This is a genomic window from Pseudomonas sp. WS 5532, from assembly GCF_012985445.1.
GTDB lineage: Bacteria > Pseudomonadota > Gammaproteobacteria > Pseudomonadales > Pseudomonadaceae > Aquipseudomonas > Aquipseudomonas edaphica.
On sequence record NZ_JAAQWK010000004.1, the window covers coordinates 111486 to 128232 of the forward strand.

At 58.4% G+C, this 16747-nt stretch carries 17 protein-coding genes; 12 read left to right on the top strand and 5 right to left on the bottom strand.

All coding sequences use genetic code 11. The annotated features are described in order from the left end of the window. The first annotated feature begins 157 nt into the window (after positions 1 to 157). The 10 genes from HBO23_RS09240 to HBO23_RS09285 all read left to right on the top strand — a co-directional run bounded on the left by HBO23_RS09240 (position 158) and on the right by HBO23_RS09285 (position 9859). Positions 158 to 547, top strand: a complete 390-nt coding sequence (locus HBO23_RS09240) for a hypothetical protein (protein ID WP_346343055.1) — start codon at positions 158 to 160, stop codon at positions 545 to 547. 278 nt (positions 548 to 825) lie between these two features. Continuing rightward, positions 826 to 1521, top strand: coding sequence for a hypothetical protein (locus tag HBO23_RS09245; protein WP_170038005.1), 696 nt, complete (start codon positions 826 to 828; stop codon positions 1519 to 1521). Between the two features lie 151 nt (positions 1522 to 1672). After that, on the top strand, positions 1673 to 2062 hold the full coding sequence (locus HBO23_RS09250; protein ID WP_346343056.1) for a hypothetical protein: 390 nt from the start codon (positions 1673 to 1675) through the stop codon (positions 2060 to 2062). A gap of 308 nt (positions 2063 to 2370) precedes the next feature. Beyond that, positions 2371 to 3045, top strand: a complete 675-nt coding sequence (locus tag HBO23_RS09255) for a hypothetical protein (RefSeq protein ID WP_170038006.1) — start codon at positions 2371 to 2373, stop codon at positions 3043 to 3045. A 211-nt stretch (positions 3046 to 3256) separates the two neighbouring features. Beyond that, a complete protein-coding gene (locus tag HBO23_RS09260) occupies positions 3257 to 3838 on the top strand; it encodes a tetratricopeptide repeat protein (protein WP_170037855.1) in 582 nt (193 codons plus the stop codon). 672 nt (positions 3839 to 4510) lie between these two features. After that, a complete protein-coding gene (locus HBO23_RS33630) occupies positions 4511 to 4945 on the top strand; it encodes a hypothetical protein (protein WP_178131761.1) in 435 nt (144 codons plus the stop codon). Continuing rightward, the gene (locus HBO23_RS09270; RefSeq protein WP_017137011.1) at positions 4932 to 5165 is read left to right on the top strand and encodes a hypothetical protein; all 234 of its coding nucleotides are present in this window, start codon (positions 4932 to 4934) and stop codon (positions 5163 to 5165) included. Before HBO23_RS33630 ends, HBO23_RS09270 begins: the two co-directional genes overlap by 14 nt. A gap of 294 nt (positions 5166 to 5459) precedes the next feature. Then, a complete protein-coding gene (locus tag HBO23_RS09275) occupies positions 5460 to 5966 on the top strand; it encodes a sigma-70 family RNA polymerase sigma factor (protein WP_017137010.1) in 507 nt (168 codons plus the stop codon). Further along, on the top strand, positions 5963 to 6928 hold the full coding sequence (locus tag HBO23_RS09280; RefSeq protein ID WP_170037857.1) for a FecR domain-containing protein: 966 nt from the start codon (positions 5963 to 5965) through the stop codon (positions 6926 to 6928). The genes HBO23_RS09275 and HBO23_RS09280 overlap by 4 nt, the downstream gene beginning before the upstream one ends. Before the next feature lie 96 nt (positions 6929 to 7024). Next, entirely contained in the window at positions 7025 to 9859 is a 2835-nt protein-coding gene (locus HBO23_RS09285) for a TonB-dependent receptor (RefSeq protein ID WP_170037859.1), read from the top strand. 129 nt (positions 9860 to 9988) lie between these two features. Here HBO23_RS09285 and HBO23_RS09290 read toward each other — a convergent pair whose 3' ends face one another. After that, positions 9989 to 10141: a hypothetical protein gene (locus tag HBO23_RS09290; RefSeq protein WP_017137007.1), complete on the bottom strand. Its 153-nt coding sequence runs from the start codon at positions 10139 to 10141 to the stop codon at positions 9989 to 9991. 183 nt (positions 10142 to 10324) lie between these two features. On the opposite strand from HBO23_RS09290, the gene HBO23_RS09295 reads away from it, so the two are divergent. Further along, entirely contained in the window at positions 10325 to 11380 is a 1056-nt protein-coding gene (locus HBO23_RS09295; RefSeq protein ID WP_170037861.1) for an NAD(P)-dependent oxidoreductase, read from the top strand. 108 nt (positions 11381 to 11488) lie between these two features. Continuing rightward, a complete protein-coding gene (locus tag HBO23_RS09300; RefSeq protein ID WP_170037863.1) occupies positions 11489 to 12412 on the top strand; it encodes a LysR family transcriptional regulator in 924 nt (307 codons plus the stop codon). A 22-nt stretch (positions 12413 to 12434) separates the two neighbouring features. On the opposite strand, the gene phnX is transcribed toward HBO23_RS09300, so the two are convergent. From phnX to psrA, 4 genes are all read right to left on the bottom strand, one after another. Next, positions 12435 to 13262, bottom strand: a complete 828-nt coding sequence (gene phnX, locus HBO23_RS09305; RefSeq protein ID WP_017137004.1) for a phosphonoacetaldehyde hydrolase — start codon at positions 13260 to 13262, stop codon at positions 12435 to 12437. A gap of 89 nt (positions 13263 to 13351) precedes the next feature. Next, positions 13352 to 14224 carry a LysR substrate-binding domain-containing protein gene (locus HBO23_RS09310; protein WP_017137003.1) on the bottom strand — a complete coding sequence of 291 codons (873 nt, stop codon included), beginning with the start codon at positions 14222 to 14224 and terminating at the stop codon, positions 13352 to 13354. 20 nt (positions 14225 to 14244) lie between these two features. Then, positions 14245 to 15540: an MFS transporter gene (locus tag HBO23_RS09315; RefSeq protein ID WP_170037865.1), complete on the bottom strand. Its 1296-nt coding sequence runs from the start codon at positions 15538 to 15540 to the stop codon at positions 14245 to 14247. Positions 15541 to 15643: 103 nt separating this feature from the next. Beyond that, a complete protein-coding gene (gene psrA, locus HBO23_RS09320; RefSeq protein ID WP_026013707.1) occupies positions 15644 to 16735 on the bottom strand; it encodes an iron-containing alcohol dehydrogenase PsrA in 1092 nt (363 codons plus the stop codon). Positions 16736 to 16747: the final 12 nt, after the last annotated feature.

A 16747-nucleotide genomic window follows, 5' to 3' on the forward strand; every position in this document is an offset into this window, starting at 1 on the left:
CGGTTTAGATGGTGCAAAAGGACCAGGGCAGGTTATCCCTGATGCAATCAATCCACCCAAGATCAGCCGGGTTGAAGACCTGTTTGGGCAGACATTTGAAAGTATCCCGCTGTCGCACCTTCCCAATTGGAAGACCGGTTCGCTTGTAAATGATGGGGTGTTGGGCGAGCAACTGGCCCTGCAAACCCTTAACGAGAAAACCGGCCTCAATTTCAAACCTCTGCAAAACAGTAGTAACCACGGCTGTGATGGCTGCGCGGTTGCGATCAATGGCGATACGATTACCGTGTTGGTGATGGATGCGAAGTCTTCGGTGAATGGCGTGAATCAGGCACGCACGCCGCATGGAGATCCGGCGACAAGATTGAGAGGGTGGTTGGATAATGGTTCTATAACCCAATCCGATCCTGCGTTGGCTACAGCATTGGAGTCCGCGTTGCAAAGCGGTAGAGTCAAAGTCCAAGGCGTTACCGTTAAAGTCGGTTTGCCAGCAGCCGGTAAAACAGGTCAAGCAGAAATTAAGGTGGAATCATGGCCCAAGAAGTAAATCAGTTTGAACGTTTGGGTGTGAATCCAAGGTGGCCATCCTACAAATCAGTACTCGCTCGCATCGCCAGAGGGCCGCATGTTGAGGACGCGTTTTATGTCAATGAGATACGCAGATACGTCACCAGGGAGGATGCAAGGCCCACTGATCCAATGATGGTTCCAAATAAAAATAATGCGACAAGTATCATCCCAGAACGAATGGTTCGGAGCAGACTTTATAAAATTCTTGCCACTGCCCAAGACAACCCGCAATGGTTGCAAGAATTGGCTCATTGGATGCGCTACTACCAAGTAGGTGTTTGGCAATTATTCTTTTGGGCGCACCAGTATGATCAATTCCACGGCAACCACATTCGCCAGGAAAACTACAGCATCCAAACCGGTACCAACATGATGGCTGCGATGGCGATCTTGGGTTGGAAGGATGCCGTCATCCATCAGGGCTATCTCACTCATGCGGCGCTTAATCGCGGACATCAGTTGGTGATCGAGTACGAAGAGCAGCACCGCCGCGCCCAGGCCTTTATGCTGCGCGTGTTTGCCGATTGGGTGGGGGATGTATCGCACCTGTGGCCGGCCTATGCATATGATGAACCTATCTACGAAGCGCTACTGGCAAACTGGCGCACCGCCAACCCCGACGACTTGTTGCCCTGTTTGCTGGCCGCATGTGACCGCCACACCTGGCAAACCGGCAAAGACAGCCAGAAGACTTCTTACGATTTCAATCAGGATTGCCGCATGGAGCGCGTGCCGGTAGAAATCCTCTACATACTGCGTCTACGCCAATGGGAAGGCTTGCCCAATCCGCAGCAGATTGATCATCCGCTGATGGTCGCGCCCTTTAACCAATTGCCGCCCGAGCAGCCAGTGCCTGAGTTGGACGAATTGATGCAAGGTGTGCTCAACCGTGCCAGAGAAGACTGGCCAAATTACGATGACGTGCTGTCTTTGCCAGCGCTGAAAGGTTGAATAGGGTGCAAAAGGACCAGGGCAGGTTATCCCTGATGCAATCAATCCACCCAAGATCAGCCGGGTTGAAGACCTGTTTGGGCAGACATTTGAAAGTATCCCGCTGTCGCACCTTCCCAATTGGAAGACCGGTTCGCTTGTAAATGATGGGGTGTTGGGCGAGCAACTGGCCCTGCAAACCCTTAACGAGAAAACCGGCCTCAATTTCAAACCTCTGCAAAACAGTAGCAACCACGGCTGTGATGGCTGCGCGGTTGCGATCAATGGCGATACGATTACCGTGGTGGTGAGGGATGCGAAGTCTTCGGTGAATGGCGTGAATAAGGCCGGTACGCCGCACGGAGATCCGGCGACGAGGTTGAGAGGGTGGTTGGGTAATAGCTCAATTGCCGATTCGGACCCAGCGTTACGTGATGCTTTGCAAGCAGCGCTGCGTTCTGAAAACGTCAAAGTCCAAGGCGTGACCGTCAAAGTCGGTGTTCCTGCCCCCGGTAAAACAGGTGTAGCAGAATTTAAGGTGGAACCATGGTCCAAGAAATAATTCAGTGCGAGCGCTCGGGCGCAAACCCGAAATGGCCTTCTTGCAAAAGTGTGCTGGGGCGCATAGCCAAGGGGCCACATGTCTCGGATGAATATGAGATAGCCGGTATTCGCGAGTACGTTACTCGCGAGGATGCTTCGCCGAAGCGTTCAATGATGGTTCCAAACAGAAACAATGCAACAGATGCTTGTGCAGAATGGATGTCGGTGACAAGGGCTCACAAAGTACTTGCCACTGCAGCGGGAAACCCGCGATGGCTTTCCGAATTGGCACACTGGATGCGTTACTACCAAGTAGGCATTTGGCAGTTGTTTTTTTGGGCGGGGCAGTTTGACGTTTTGGCTAAAGCCGTAGGTAATGACAGACGCCAACAAAACTACAGCATCCAAACCGCTGCTAACATGATGGCCGCCATGGCGATTCTGGGCTGGAAGGATGCCGTCATCCATCAGGGCTATCTCACCCATGCGGCTCTCAACCGTGGGCATCAATTAGTGATTGAGTACGAAGAGCAACACCGCCGCGCCCAAGCCTTTATGCTGCGTGTGTTTGCCGATTGGGTGGGCGATGTCTCGCATCAATGGCCTGCTTATGCTTACGACGAACCCATCTACGAAGCCTTGCTGGCCAAGTGGCGCACTCCCAGCCCCGACGACCTGATGCCCTGTCTGTTGGCCGCGTGTGACCGCCACACTTGGCAAACCGGCAAAGAGAGCCAGAAGAATTCCTACGACTTCAATCAGGACTGGCACTTGGAGCGCGTGCCGGTGGAAATTCTCTTTATCCTGCGCCTGCGCCAGTGGGAAGGTTTAGCCAATCCGCAGAAGATTGATCATCCGCTGCTGGCCGCGCCTTTTGACCAATTGCCGCCCGAGCAGCCAGTGCCTGAGTTGGACGAATTGATGCAAGGTGTGCTCAAACGCGCAAGGGAAGACTGGCCACAGTACGATGAAGTGCTGTCTTTGCCAGCATTGAAGAGTTGAATAGGTGCAAAAGGGCCGGGGCAGGTTATAAGCGGTAAAGGAGACAGATTTATTTAATTTTCCGAGTCTTTTGTTAATTAAAAATCTGTCCACTTTTTGCCGTGGAAGGCATTGATCCGGTTTCTAATTTTCGAAACATCGGGGTGCCACCTACGCTGTTGGATTCATTCAATTTGATTGTTAAGCACGTTAAAGTGGTCGGAGACTAGGTGTGAGCGAATCTGATTTTAGAGACATAAAGAGACAGCTGATTCGATACCTCTCAAGCGGACTTGACGAAAAGGCTGTTGACTATTTCAAGGAGCGCTCGCACTCACTGTCGGAGTCAACATTCGCTGAGTGTTTGGGCGATATTTGTTTCTATCAGCGTGACTTCGCCCAAGCCATAAAACATTATGAGGTGGCTACCCAATTGGCCCCCGGCCAGGTCATCGCGCGCTATCTTTTCCTGGCGGGTGTATCCAATGAGCGGGCGTCTAATTATGTCGAAGCATTTAAGTATTATCAGGCCGCCATTGAAGCTGAACCGTCATTTGTCGATACGTATCTTGAGCTCGGTGCAATGTTGGTGAAGGTGGGGGATCTTGAAGGCGCCTTGCAGTGCTATGAAGATGCTATTGAAATAGAACCTGCAGACTTGGCGAGTCATGAAAGTCTGGCGTCGATTTTGGCTGAGCTTCGCAGGCGCACTCCGGAAAAATATGCTGATAAGTACTCAGCGTCTAAAGCGACAGTTGAAAAGATGAGGCGTTCCGGAAAGTCGACACCGTCGAATCGTCACGCCGCATGGTAAATAAATCCAAAAAAGCAGACGGACCCTGAGGGATCCCCACACATTTACCCTAAGCCCTGGGATTGATCGCGCCACTCATCACGCAGAGCTCGCTCCAATATTTCCAAGGGTAAAAGGGTACGGATTTATTTAGCTTGAAGAAGCCTTGTTTTCATTTTTTCCTGGATTTTATAGGTGATTCATGTTCGGGAAGTATGATTGTTTTCTGGATTCGATAGGGTCAGAAGATTATTGGTCGGATGTAGGAATTAATATCGCGGCCTCCAAGATCTCTCAGTTTGATAATTCAAACTGGGAGGAACTTGAGTTTGCTCTTCTGGCGAAGTCTGAAGTCTGGCGAGGTCGGTGCGCGGAGTCTCTCGGTGACTCGAATGATGAGCGGGCGTTGCGTGTTTTGCTAACGCTTCTAAAAGCTGGAGAGGAGTCGGTTGTCATTCATGCAATTGAATCAATTGAGTCAGTTTTTTTGGCTGGCTACATTCTTGACAGGGCACAGGTCATACGCGCTCTAGATGAGGGGTTTGAGGCAGACAGTAGAACGTTGAAGCTAATGGCGGCTACGTTGGTCAGGAAGTTGAGTGAGGCATGAAGGTTGCTCGGTAGCTGACAGAATCGATCCCCACTTCGAACTCAACGTTATTCAACGTTCTGCAAGACAACGCGATCATTCAGGTGAACGCAGAAGGCAAGGCTATTTGGACGACGACGGTTCAAAGCGGTAAGTGGCAAAAGACCCTGACCTTTCTAAAAGTTTCTCCCTCGTTGATCTGGGAGCGCGCAGAGCGGCCTTCATCTTTCGCGGGCAACCCTGTTAAGTCGGCGTTTGACTTGATTCCAGGTGGCTATGGTCCATTGGTCTACCAAGGGGCGGATACGTTACTTTCCGCCGGTGCTGGCTTTGGGAAAGTCCCTCTCGTGATGGGGGCTTCGGATGGGTTGAGGAAGGGTTCGATCTTCGGGGGTTTGGTTCCGAAGATGGATAATAATTTTATCATTCCGCTGTTAGGTACGAAAACGCCATTTGGTACTGCGCTGGGTGTGTATGTCGGCGGAGTGGGTTATAAAGGCTATGGCTTTTACGAGGAGGCTAAGGGTGACGGTAAGTAAGTTGATGTCTTCGGCGATAATGGCGGCGGGTATTTTAGTCGTAATGCTTTCCATAGGCTGCCTGCTGGCATTGTTGCCAGTCCTGTTTATTTCCGCAGGGTTTGAGGTGGAATTTGATGTGGTATTTGTATGGTTTGGAATGCCATTCTCGATTTTGTTTGCGTTGAGTTGGTTTTATAAGTATGCAGATTTCGCAAAATCAATCATCTTTAGGCGTTAGTGAGATGCGCCTGTGAGCAAGAGAACGTTGAAGCTAATGGCGGCTACGTTGGTCAGGAAGTTAAGTGAGGCATAAAGGTTTCTCGATAGCTGATAGTCACGCGGTGCATTGATTCAGTGTCTGCAGCACGTTTTTCGTGGCTCCGTTGCAGGTCGTGGAGCCAGATAGAGAAAAGCCTGCAGAAATGCAGGCTTTTTTGCCATTGGATTTGGCTGATCGTCGCAACTTTTCCTCTATACAACCCCTCTCCTCAGACCATAAAATGAGAACCATTATCATTAGTGTGGATCTGAAATGCAGCACGACAGCACCCCCTCGCCCGTCGCCCAGCTGTACGCCAATCACCACAGCTGGCTCCGAGGCTGGTTGCATCGGCGGCTGGGGCACACGGCCGATGCCGAAGACCTCGCACATGACACCTTTATCCGCGTGCTGCGCTCCCAAGAGGACGTGCGTGAATTACGCCAGCCCATGGCATTTCTGGCCACCATCGCCAACGGCTTGCTGATCAACCGTTGGCGTCGCCAAGCCATCGAGCGGGCTTATCTGGAAGCGCTGGCGGCGCGGTCGGTGGCCGAGGAGCCTTCGCCGGAAGAGCGGCATCTGATGATCGAAACGCTGTTGCAGCTGGATTCGCTGCTGGTCGGTTTGTCGGGGAGGGTGCGGCAGATTTTCTTCTTGTCGCAGCTCGATGGCCTGACCTATCCGCAGATCGCCAAACAATTAAGCCTGACGGTGGCCCAGGTGCAGCGCGCCATGGGTAAGGCATTCAGTGTCTGCTATGCGAGCCGGTTTGAATGAGCAGTGTGGCGGTTGACCCGCAAGTGCGCGACAGTGCCATCGAGTGGCTGGTGCGTCTGCAGTCCGGCTTGATGAATGCCGGCGACCATCAGGCTTTGCAGCAATGGCGCCAGGCTAACCCCGCGCATGAGTACGCCTGGCAGCGGGTCAGCAGCTTGCCGCTGTTGTTGCAACCAGGCGCCAATGTGTTGGCCGACGCCACCGCACGCCGGGCATTGCAGGCAGCCGGGACCGATCCTCATCGCCGTCGTCAGGTGCTCAAGTGCCTGTTGGCGCTGGGGCTGCTCGGCGGCGTTGCCTGGCAAGGTGCGGACTCCACGCGGGTACGCGCGGCGCTGGCGAGTTATCGCACCCGCACCGGCGAGCGCCGACACTGGACCCTGGCGGACGGCAGTTCGCTGTGGCTGAACACCGCCAGTGCGGTCAACTTGGACGTGAGCGCAGGCCAACGCAGTGTGCAGTTGGTCGAGGGCGAGCTGGCACTCGATACGCCAGCGGGGTCTGCCTTGTTACAACTGCAAACCCCGAACGCGCTGCTTTATAGCCAGGGTGCCAACCTGTTGGTGCGCCATGATCATCAGAGCACGCAGGTGACTGTTTTGCGCGGGCGGGTGCAAGTGAGTGCGCGGCATCAGCCGACGCCCGTGCCGTTGCTGGCTGGCTGGCAGATAAACGTTGACGACTACGCAATCGGGCGCCCAAGCCCGGTTGACTTGTTGCTGGCCCAGGCCTGGATGCACGGCATCCTGCCTGCCGAACGCATGCGCCTGGATCAATTGATCGCCGAACTCTCGCGCTATCGCCCAGGCTTGCTGCGTTGCAGTGAAGCGGTGGCGGCGCTGCGCATCACCGGCAGTTTCCAGTTGGACGACACCGATGCCGCGCTGGCCCTGGTGGCCAAAACCTTGCCGGTGCGCATCGAGCGAAGAAGCCGTTATTGGGTGACGGTGGTGCCCGCGTAAAGTTTTTTTTCGCCGACGCGATAGTTTTTTCGATCTGGCTTGGCCTTTAGGTATTACCCACCGGCACAGGTGGGTTTCGATCCCTAGGAGCCTTGCATGATTTCCCCCGTTAGTGTCTTGCGTCGTCATACGTTCAGCTTGTTGTTTCTCGGCCTGCAACCGTTGTGCGGTGAGCTGGTATTGGCCGTCGGTGAACGCCCGTACAGCATCAGCGCCGGGCCGCTGGACCAGGTGCTGTCGCGCTTTGGTGCCGAAGCCGGGATCAGCATGGCGGGCAGTTCGCTGCTCACGGCGGGCAGGAAAAGCCAGGGGCTGCAGGGCGAATTCAACACCGAGAACGGCCTGGCCCAGGTGCTCTCGGGCACCGGCCTGGACTATCAGCGCCAGGCCGATGGCGGCTATGTGTTGCGCCTGCACCAGGAGGCCGTGCAGTTGCCGACGCAAAAAGTGACGGGCGAAAATCTCGACGAAGAGGAGGTCTACCGCGCGCCGCGTTCGTCGGTGTATATCTCCGGCGAAGACATGCAGCGTTTTGGCGTGGTGTCGGTGGGTGATGTGCTCAAGGGCCAGCCCGGCGTGCAGGTGGGCGACAGCCGCAATGGCGGCGGGCTGGATGTGAACATTCGTGGCATCCAGGGCCAGAGCCGGGTGGCGGTCACGGTGGACGGCTCGCAGCAGGCGCTGGATGTGTATCGCGGCTATGCCGGTACTCAGCAGCGCAGTTATATCGACCCGGACTTGATCAGCGACATCACCATCGACAAAGGCCCCAGCCTGACCTCCAGCGCCATTGGCGGCACGGTAAAAATGCGCACGCTGGGCGTTGGCGACATCCTCAAGGACGGCCAGAACATCGGCCTGCGCCTCAAGGGCGATGTTTGGAACAACGGCGTCGCCCCGGCTTCCCGCGACCCGCACTCAAAAACCCAGGACCTGTATGCTGAGCCGCACCAGAGCCGCGGCGGGCTGTTCGGCTCGCAGGCCGAAGCCGGCAGCGCCGCGTTTGCCTACACCCATGAGTTTTTCGACGTGGTGGCGGCCTACGCCAAGCGCAATCAGGGCAATTATTTTGCCGGTAAAAAAGGCCAGGACCGCTACCGCACCTACAACCGTTGGGGCGATGAAGACACCAGCGTCGCCACTACCTACAACGCCGGCGAAGAAGTGCTCAACTCCTCGGCGAAGACCGAATCGTTCCTGCTCAAGACCACCCTGCGCCCGGCGGACGGCCATACCTTCGACCTGGGCTATCGTCGTTATGACGGGCGCATTGGCGAGATCATGCCGTCGGATATCTTCCGTTTCGGCACCGGCGGCATCTATCAGTACCCGCTGGGCCATACCAGGATCGACACCTACACCGCTCGCTACAACTACCTGCCCTCGGGCAACCCGCTGGTGGACCTGACCGCCGACCTGTGGATGACCGACGCCCAAACCAGCCAGCTCACCTCGGTGGCCGCACCTGCGTCCCAGGCTTATCGCTCCGACCGCGCCTGGAGCCGCCAGGCAAACCAGCGCATCGGCGGCGGGCTGGCCAACACCTCACGCTGGGCGACCGACTACGGTGATCTGAAGCTCGACCTCGGCAGCTCGTTCCAGCTCGAAGAACTGCGCCCGCAAAAAGGCGTCGCCACCACCCAGCACGATATCAACGCCAACCGCATGCTGCGCGAAGGCTCGCGGCAGGAATACAGCTTCAATGGCAAACTCGAATACAAGCCGGTGGACCGCCTGACCTTATGGGGTGGCGGCCGTTATACCCACTACCGCAGCAAAGACCATATTGCCAATGCCACCGCGCGACGGGAGGAGCGTGACCTGCGCTACCTGCGCGTCTACAACGGCAACAATTCCGGCAACATGATGTGGTTCCCGGACCAGAACGGCGAGTACACCAACGCCACTGATCCGCGCCTGAACAACGGCATCGTGTTCCAGAACACCAACTTCCCCTTCGAAGGCGTGCGCTACAACGACTTTGGCGTGATCGATTCGACGGTTTACCCGTCCCAGGTCGGTGACGTGGTGAGCGGCTATGACTATTCCGGCAAGGCCAGCAACAGCGGCGGGGCATTTTCGCCGGCGCTGGGCATCAATATCGAAGTGCTGCCGGACACCTTTGTGTATGCCTCCTACACCCAGGGGTTTCGCATGCCCTCGTTGTTTGAAACCAGCCAGGGCGTGCTGCAAACCCTGCCCGGCAAGGGCTTGAAACCCGAGCGCTCAAGCAACTGGGAGGTCGGCGCCAGCACGTTGCGCAAAGGGCTGTTGGTCGAGGATGACGCGGCGGCGATCAAGCTCGCCTACTTCAACAACACCATCAAGAACTACATCACCCGCTACTACGACCCAAGCCCAGGCACCTGGGGCCAGATGCGTTTCAGCAACACCGACAGCTACAAGACCAGCGGGCTGGAACTGCAAGCCCGCTACGATGCCGGGCGCGTGTTCGCCGACCTGTCGTCCACCTACTACTTGAAAACCGAAACCTGCGACGCGGCCTTCGCCGCCACACTGCGTGCTACCAGCAACAGCTACCAGAAAACCGCCGACACCCCGAACTGCACGCCGGGCAGCTTCATGGGTTCCTACACCAACACCCAGAACCCACCCCGGCTTGCTGGCAACCTGACCACTGGCCTGCGCTTCTTTGACCAAAGCCTTACGCTCGGCACACGTATTACCTACACCAGCGGCCCCACCGTCACCGCCGACAAACCCTGGCAGACCGGCGCCACCACGCCGCAACTGAACTACCGCGAAGTGGCACTGGTGGATCTGTTCCTCAACTATAAGTTGCAGGAGGACGCGAGCCTGAATGTATCGCTGCAGAACGTCACCGATCGCTACTACCTGGACCCGCTGGCGCAAAGCTTCATGCCGGCGCCAGGGCGTACATTACGGGTGGGCGTGCAGGCGAAGTTCTAGGGGCCAGGCAACGCCCATCGGTTAAGGCTGGACACCTTCACCGTGGCAAGCCTGCTCGCCACAAGTGACGGTGTTCGTCGTTCACGCTCGCCCACTGGCAGGCAGCGCCCGTTCCTAGCTCTCAGTAGCTTACATCGCCTGCACAATGATCTGGCTTTTCAAGTCATTGACCATGCCTTCAATCGCCGGCTTCATCGCCGCGAACTCTTGCGGGGAGCACAGGGCATCCGGCTTGGTGAAGGTATAGTGGCGCGTGATCAGCACCGTGTTGGCTTTTTTCACAGTGATCGTTCCCACGCTCTGCGTGGGAATGCATCCGGTGACGCTCCGCGTCACGTCTTCAAGCGCTGGAAGCAGAGCGTCCGGGGCGGCATTCCCACGCGGAGCGTGGGAACGATCAATTAACCCCTATCCCCAGGGCAACCTGGGGATCGGCAGGCGCTACCCTCCAGGAGAATCAACTGTATGGCATTCACCACCCTGATACTGGATGCCCCCGGGCCGCCGTTACTGTTTGAGGAAGTCGATCGCTTTCTTGAGCTGGGTCTGGGTGTCACCCTCAACCTGTATTATTTCGCGGACAAAGAGCGCATTCGGCAGCACTACGGCGCGCGCATTCACTATACCGAGATCAACTGTCATGACGAGCCTGGCTTTATTGCCGCCGTGAGTCAGGCCGGGGGCTACAGCGTGTTCAAGACGCGCCTGAACATCCCCTTGGGCGCCGGCCTGATCCGCGCTGCCACCTCGCCGGCGTTGGCCACGCCACTGCGCGCCATTGCCCAGGCTGGCACAGGGGTCAATCATATTGACCGGCTGGCGTGCGAGCAGTGTGGCGTGGCGATCCTTAACACGCCGGGTTCCAACGCGGCCGCTGTTGCCGAATACGTCGTGGCCCAGGCGCTGTATCTGTCGCGCGACCTGGATGACTACAACACCGAAACGCACAACGGCCATTGGGCAAAAGGCACCCTGGCACCTGCCTGCGAATACGCCGAACTGACGCTTGGGCTGGTGGGCACCGGCAGCATTGCCCGACAGGTGGCGCGCAAGGCTGCGGCGCTGGGCATCAAGGTGATCGCCACCGGGTCCGAACGCTTTACCGAAGCGGTGGCGCGCAGCCTTGGGCTTGAACGACGGGCGGGTCTTGAACCGTTACTGGCCGAGGCGGACATCGTCTCGATCCACGTACCGCTCACCCCGCAGACCCGAGGCTTGTTCGGCACTGCCGAGTTCCGGCAGATGCGCCAGGGCTCAATCCTCATCAATACCGCGCGTGGCGGGATCGTCGACGAACACCAGTTGGCCGCCTTCATGGGCGAGTTTCCCAGGCATATCAAAGCGGTGGCCATCGATACCTTTGCCCTGGAGAAAGACCGCTTCGACTCGCCATTGACCGCTATTGCCAATGCGCAATTGACGCCGCACATTGCCGGCAATACCACCACGGCAATCCGGACGGCATCACGCCAGATCGTCGACAAGATCCACGCATTCAGTGCCGCCGCCATCGTGCGTTAACCTGCCGGACACAAAGAAGGCCGATGACTCATTCTCGTCCGGCGCGCTGTATTAAAGGCCAAGAGGCTGGTAAGAATGACGTCGGATAGTGAGCCGATGTAATCAATCATGAAACGCCATTTCGAAGATTTACAGCTGGGCAGCATCGAGCTGTTCTGCCTCGCTGCCGAAGCCGGCAGTTTTACCGCTGCTGCGCAGGCTGCGGGCGTTACCCCGGCCGCCGTCAGCCGCAGTATTTCGCGCCTGGAAGAACGCCTGGGCTCGCGCTTGTTTGTGCGCACCACCCGTAGCATTCGCCTCACCGACAGCGGTCGCACATTTTACGAGCAGTGCCGCCAGGCGCTGACGCAACTGGTGGAGGCCCAGCAACAGGTGATGGGCGCGCAGGCGGTGCCGTCCGGGCGCTTGCGCATCAGTGTGCCGACCACCTACGCGCATCACCGCTTGCTGCCGCTGCTGCCCAGGTTCCGTGCGCAGTACCCGCAAGTCACTGTGGATATCCACATCAGCAACCGCAATATCGACTTCGTTGCCGAAGGTTATGACCTGGCCATTCGCGTGCGCGCCCAGCCGGATTCGTCGCTGATCGCGCGGCTGCTGGAAGATGCTGAGTTGGTGGTTATCGCTGCGCCTGCGTACTTGCAGCGCGTCGGCACACCGCAGACGCTGGACGATCTGCCATTGCATGAGTGCATTCAGTTTGAACTGCCCAGCAATGGCCGGCGCATCCCCTGGCTGTTCCAGCTGCAAGGCCAGGAGCAGGAGTTTGCCGGAGAGGCCGGTTACAGCATTGCCCATGATGTGCTGGGCGGCGTAACCCTGGCCAAACACGGCGCGGGGTTGTTTCAGACCTACAAGTTTATCGTTGAGCGTGAATTGGCCGACGGCAGCCTGGTTGAAGTGCTGAAGCCGTTTGGCGGGCGTTCACGGCCCTTCACCTTGCTGTATCCCCATGGGCGCTATGTGCCGCATCGGGTGCGGGCGTTTGTGGATTTTTTGCTGGCATGTCGGGACGAATGGGGCACGCTTTAACAGCAGGCGTGCCCCGAACCGGTCAGACGCCTTGGGGTGTTTCCCCGCGTGCCAGGCGGGCGTTGATGTCTTCAACCACCGCCGCCAGATCGACGATGGTGTCGATCAGGTAATGCGGGCGGGCGCCTTCGAACAGCTGGCCGATGCGTGTACGTTCTTCGGCAAGTTTCTGCGCCGGCAGCGCCTTGAACTGCTCGTAGGTCAGGCCCAGGGCATTGCCGGAGCATGTGAGTGCCACTGTCCACATGCCGGCGCTGCGCCCTTCGAGAATACCCGGCCAGGTGTCATCGACCTTGACGCACGCCGCGACGTCGCTGATGCCCAGCGCGATCACATTGGCCAACGCCTGCGCCGGGTACGGGCGGCCGTTGGGCACTTCATCGGTGGCCACCACGTGGTCGGCGACGTAGCCGTTCTGGCGGGCCAGCTCCACGACTTTGGCCATGACCACTGCCGGGTAGCCCGAGCACGAGCCGATTTTGAGGCCTTTGCTGCGCAGGGCTGCAATGGCTTCCAGGGCGCCGGGGATCACCGCCGAATGCAGTGCAATCTTTTCGATTTGCAGGGGCATGAAGCGTTCATACAGCGCGGTGACGTCCTCATCGGTCGGCAGGCGATCAAACACGGCGCGGTAGCGTTCGGCAATTTGCGGCTGGTTGCACAGCGTACGGATGTGGTCCCACTTGCCCATGCCCATGGGGCCGCGCGCCTCCTCCAGTGACACCGCCACGCCAAACTCGGCAAAGGCTTCGACGAAAATCTGGGTGGGGGCAAACGAGCCGAAATCCACCACGGTGCCTGCCCAGTCGAGGACGACAGCTTGCAGTTGCTTGGGTTGTTGGTAATGCATGGTCAATCTCCAGTTGCGGGTACAGGGAGGCCGTCCCTTTCGCGTGCGAGAGGTAGGCGGCCAGTTCAAGGGTCAAGCGTGTGGGGTATTCAGGTGGTCGGTGTGGGGCTTGAGTCGAACAGTTCGGCGATCATGGGTCGATTGCGTCGGATGCCCAGGCAACACAGGTGGTAGTCGATGGAAAACGGGTGATTTACAAAGGTAATCGGGGTCGTACCGGGCGTTTCGGCGTATTCGACCGCCGATACAAAACCGATACCGATACCCTTGGCGATCGCATGCACGATGGCTTCGCGGCTGTTGAGTTGCATCACACAATTAAGCGAGACACCCAGGCGTGTGCAGCTTTCCTCCACCAGTTGGCGGGTGCGCGAGCTTTTTTCACGCATCACCCATTTCTCCTGACTGATCTGCTCCACATGCACCTCCTTCTGGCTGGCCCAGGGATGGTCGTTGCGCACCACGGCAATGATCGGGTAACGGTGGTAAAGCTGCGTGTCGAAGCGCTGGTCGAATTCGGACAGCGCCAGGATCGCCACATCGATATCAAAATTGAACAGCCGGTCCAGGGTTTCCTTTTCGGGTGAGAAGGAGGTTTCCAGCTCGATATCCGGGTGACGTTGCATCAGCTCGTACGTCAGGTTCATCGCAATCGGCGGCGACACCGCCCCCAGGCGTAACATGCCGAGCTTGCGTTGCTTGAAACTCTGCAGCAATTGCACGGCTTCATCCTCTTGCCCGAACAGGCCCTGGGTGATCGCATACAGCTGGTGGCCCGCGGCGCTCATTTCGACAAAACGCCCGCGCCGGTGGAACAACTCAACGGAGAACTTCCTTTCCAGGGCATTCACCTGTTCGCTGACGGTCGGCTGCCCAACACTCAGGAACTCGGCGGCAAGGGTGAAACTGCCGGTCTTCGCCACCGCATGAAAGGAGCGCAGCCACTTGTGGTACTGGTACATGCAAAGGTCCTGTGGCTGGCTCAGCGTCTGATGAACAGTGCGACCACCGCGCTGCTCAGGCAGGCAGTCGTCACCACCAGAAAGATCAGCGACGTATTGCCGGTACTGTCGAGCATACTGCCGATCAGCGGTTCCGCCAGCCCGGCAAACAGGTAGGACGAGAAATTCATCACACCGGTCGCGGTCCCGGCGCGCTTGGCGCCGACCAGGTCCGGGCACAGAGCCCAGAAACTCGACGCCGTGCCATAGACGAAAAAGCCACACAGAAACAACGCGACCAGGCCGATGGCGCTATGCGGCGGCAGGCTCCACATCCACAGGCTGGTGGCGGCACCGAGGACCATGTACAGCATGATCGCCAGGTAGCGTTTTGAGCCGAACAGCTTGTCCGACACCCAGCCATTGCTCAAGGCGCCGATGGCCATGCCAACGGGCAAGGCAACGGTGATCCACTTGGGGTCGACCAGGCTGTCGCCGCTTTTCCAGTTGGCGCCCAGGAAGTGCACCGGCACCCACACGATCAAGCCGTAGCGCGCAGCGTTCTGAAACCCCAGGGACACGGCTGCGATGATCAGGCGGGCATTTTTCAGCACCGCCTTGTAGCGCTGTAACGAGCTTTCGACGGCGCCGTGCGCCACCTCATGGTTCTTGTCTTCGGCATTGGCCACGCCGGTATCGGCAAGGGCTTCGAAACCCATGTCCTGTGGGCGTTCGCGGGCCACCAGGTAAAAGATGATGCCGCCGGCGAGCATCAGCAGCACCGGCAAGCGGAAGATCCAGCGCCATTCCAGTTGCAGCACTTCAAGCACGATAATCGATGTGACGTAGGACAGGATCGAGGCGCAACCGGCGGCGAAGACATAAAAGCCGTAGACCTTGCCGCGCTCGCCCGCGCTCCACCAGTTGGAGATCAGCCGGCTGCCGGGCGCCCAGCCCAAGGCCTGAAAATAGCCATTGAGGCCCCAGGGCAGGATCAGGCTGGCAAAACCGCCGGCAAAGCTGGTCACCCAGTTGGCGGCGCACGACAGCACCGCGCCGAGGGTCATGATGCGCCGCCCGCCAAACTTATCGGCAAGGTTGCCGTTGATGGCCTGGCCGATAGCGTAGGCCCACAGCATGGCCGCAGAGGCCCAGCCGAGGGTTTCCTTGGTCAAGCCGAACTCGGCCTGGATGCCGGGGATGGCAAAACCGAAGGTTTGCCGGCCAGTGTAGAAAAACAGGTAGCAGAACATCGCTGCCAGCAGCATTCGCCATTGGGCGACTCGAAACGAGGCGGTTTTCACGGTAAGGCCAGGCAAGGCTTGGGCACGGTTCATGATCTTTTCCTTTTTATTGTTGGTTCCCACCGAGTGGTGTCGGTGGGCGCACTCTTGCGAGGGTGCGGCAGGAAATCGTCGCTACAGGGGTAAACGGCTGGCTTCAGGCGGCGTGGGCACCGATGAAGTTTTTGCCGCGTGCGCCCTGCAGGGCGAAGTTGATCATGGCTTCGGCCTGGGAGGCTGTTACACCGTAGTCGGCAAACTCCGTCTTCACCTCAAGGCTGTGCAGAAAGTCGCGCAGCCTGTGTTGGGCGTGCTGCAAGTCGCTGCCGAAAATCCGCTGGAGGGTTCGGTCACGCGCTGCGTTGCGACCCCAGGCCAGGCCCAGCACCAGCGGCAGCGTGAACGAGCAGGCAATGCCATGCGGCAGGCCGTGGTGCAGGGTCATTTCGTAGGAGATGGAATGGGCGAGGGCGGTCTTGGTGTTGGAGAACGCCAACCCGGCTTTAAGGGCCGCCAACGCCATGCGCGAGCGCAGTTCCTGATTGGCCAGGTCACGCCGCAGCAACGGCAGGCATTCGAGGATGTCTTCGATGGCCGAAATGGCGAACGTATCCGAGATGGGGTTGGCATTGATGTTCCATACCGCTTCCAACGCATGGGACAAGGCGTCCAGCCCGGTGGAGACGGTGACGCCGGCGGGCACGGTGAGCATCAATTGTGGGTCGATGATCGCCACCTTCGGCCAGGTACACGCCAGGTGCAGCGAGTACTTTTTCAGGCTCGCCGAGTCCCAGATGGTGGCCCAAGGCGTGACTTCACTGCCGGTTCCCGCCGTGGTGGGCGCGGCAATCAGGATTTTGCTGCGCGCAGGCACAAAGGGTTTGCCCGTGGCCAGCAACGCCAGCAACTCATCGAAACGGCCGGACTCGGTGCCCACAATCAGCGCTTTGGCCGTGTCGATCGCGCTGCCGCCGCCCACGGCAATCACCGCATCACAGTCGCCGGCTACCTGCCAGAAACGTTCATAGGTATCGCGCAGTTGCGCCACGTCGGGGTTGGGCTGCACGTCTTCGATGAGGTACACCAGGCGGTCGCCGAGCAGGTCCTGGATACGCTCCACCAGGCCCAGCCCACGCGCTTCGGGAAAGGTCACCAGCGCCACGGTCTGGCCCTGGGTGATGTCGGCAAGCTCGAGCAGGCTGCCGCAGCCGAAACGCGTGTCTACTGGGTTGTGAAATCGGGCAGTCATGGCGAGTCCTTT

Coding starts and splice junctions, on each gene's coding strand:
- psrA (WP_026013707.1), bottom strand. CDS start 16,735: ATGACTGCCCGATTTCACAACCCAGTAGACACGCGTTTCGGCTGCGGC.
- HBO23_RS09280 (WP_170037857.1), top strand. CDS start 5,963: ATGAGCAGTGTGGCGGTTGACCCGCAAGTGCGCGACAGTGCCATCGAG.
- HBO23_RS09275 (WP_017137010.1), top strand. CDS start 5,460: ATGCAGCACGACAGCACCCCCTCGCCCGTCGCCCAGCTGTACGCCAAT.
- HBO23_RS09285 (WP_170037859.1), top strand. CDS start 7,025: ATGATTTCCCCCGTTAGTGTCTTGCGTCGTCATACGTTCAGCTTGTTG.
- phnX (WP_017137004.1), bottom strand. CDS start 13,262: ATGCATTACCAACAACCCAAGCAACTGCAAGCTGTCGTCCTCGACTGG.
- HBO23_RS09315 (WP_170037865.1), bottom strand. CDS start 15,540: ATGAACCGTGCCCAAGCCTTGCCTGGCCTTACCGTGAAAACCGCCTCG.
- HBO23_RS09245 (WP_170038005.1), top strand. CDS start 826: ATGCGCTACTACCAAGTAGGTGTTTGGCAATTATTCTTTTGGGCGCAC.
- HBO23_RS09300 (WP_170037863.1), top strand. CDS start 11,489: ATGAAACGCCATTTCGAAGATTTACAGCTGGGCAGCATCGAGCTGTTC.
- HBO23_RS09310 (WP_017137003.1), bottom strand. CDS start 14,224: ATGTACCAGTACCACAAGTGGCTGCGCTCCTTTCATGCGGTGGCGAAG.
- HBO23_RS09295 (WP_170037861.1), top strand. CDS start 10,325: ATGGCATTCACCACCCTGATACTGGATGCCCCCGGGCCGCCGTTACTG.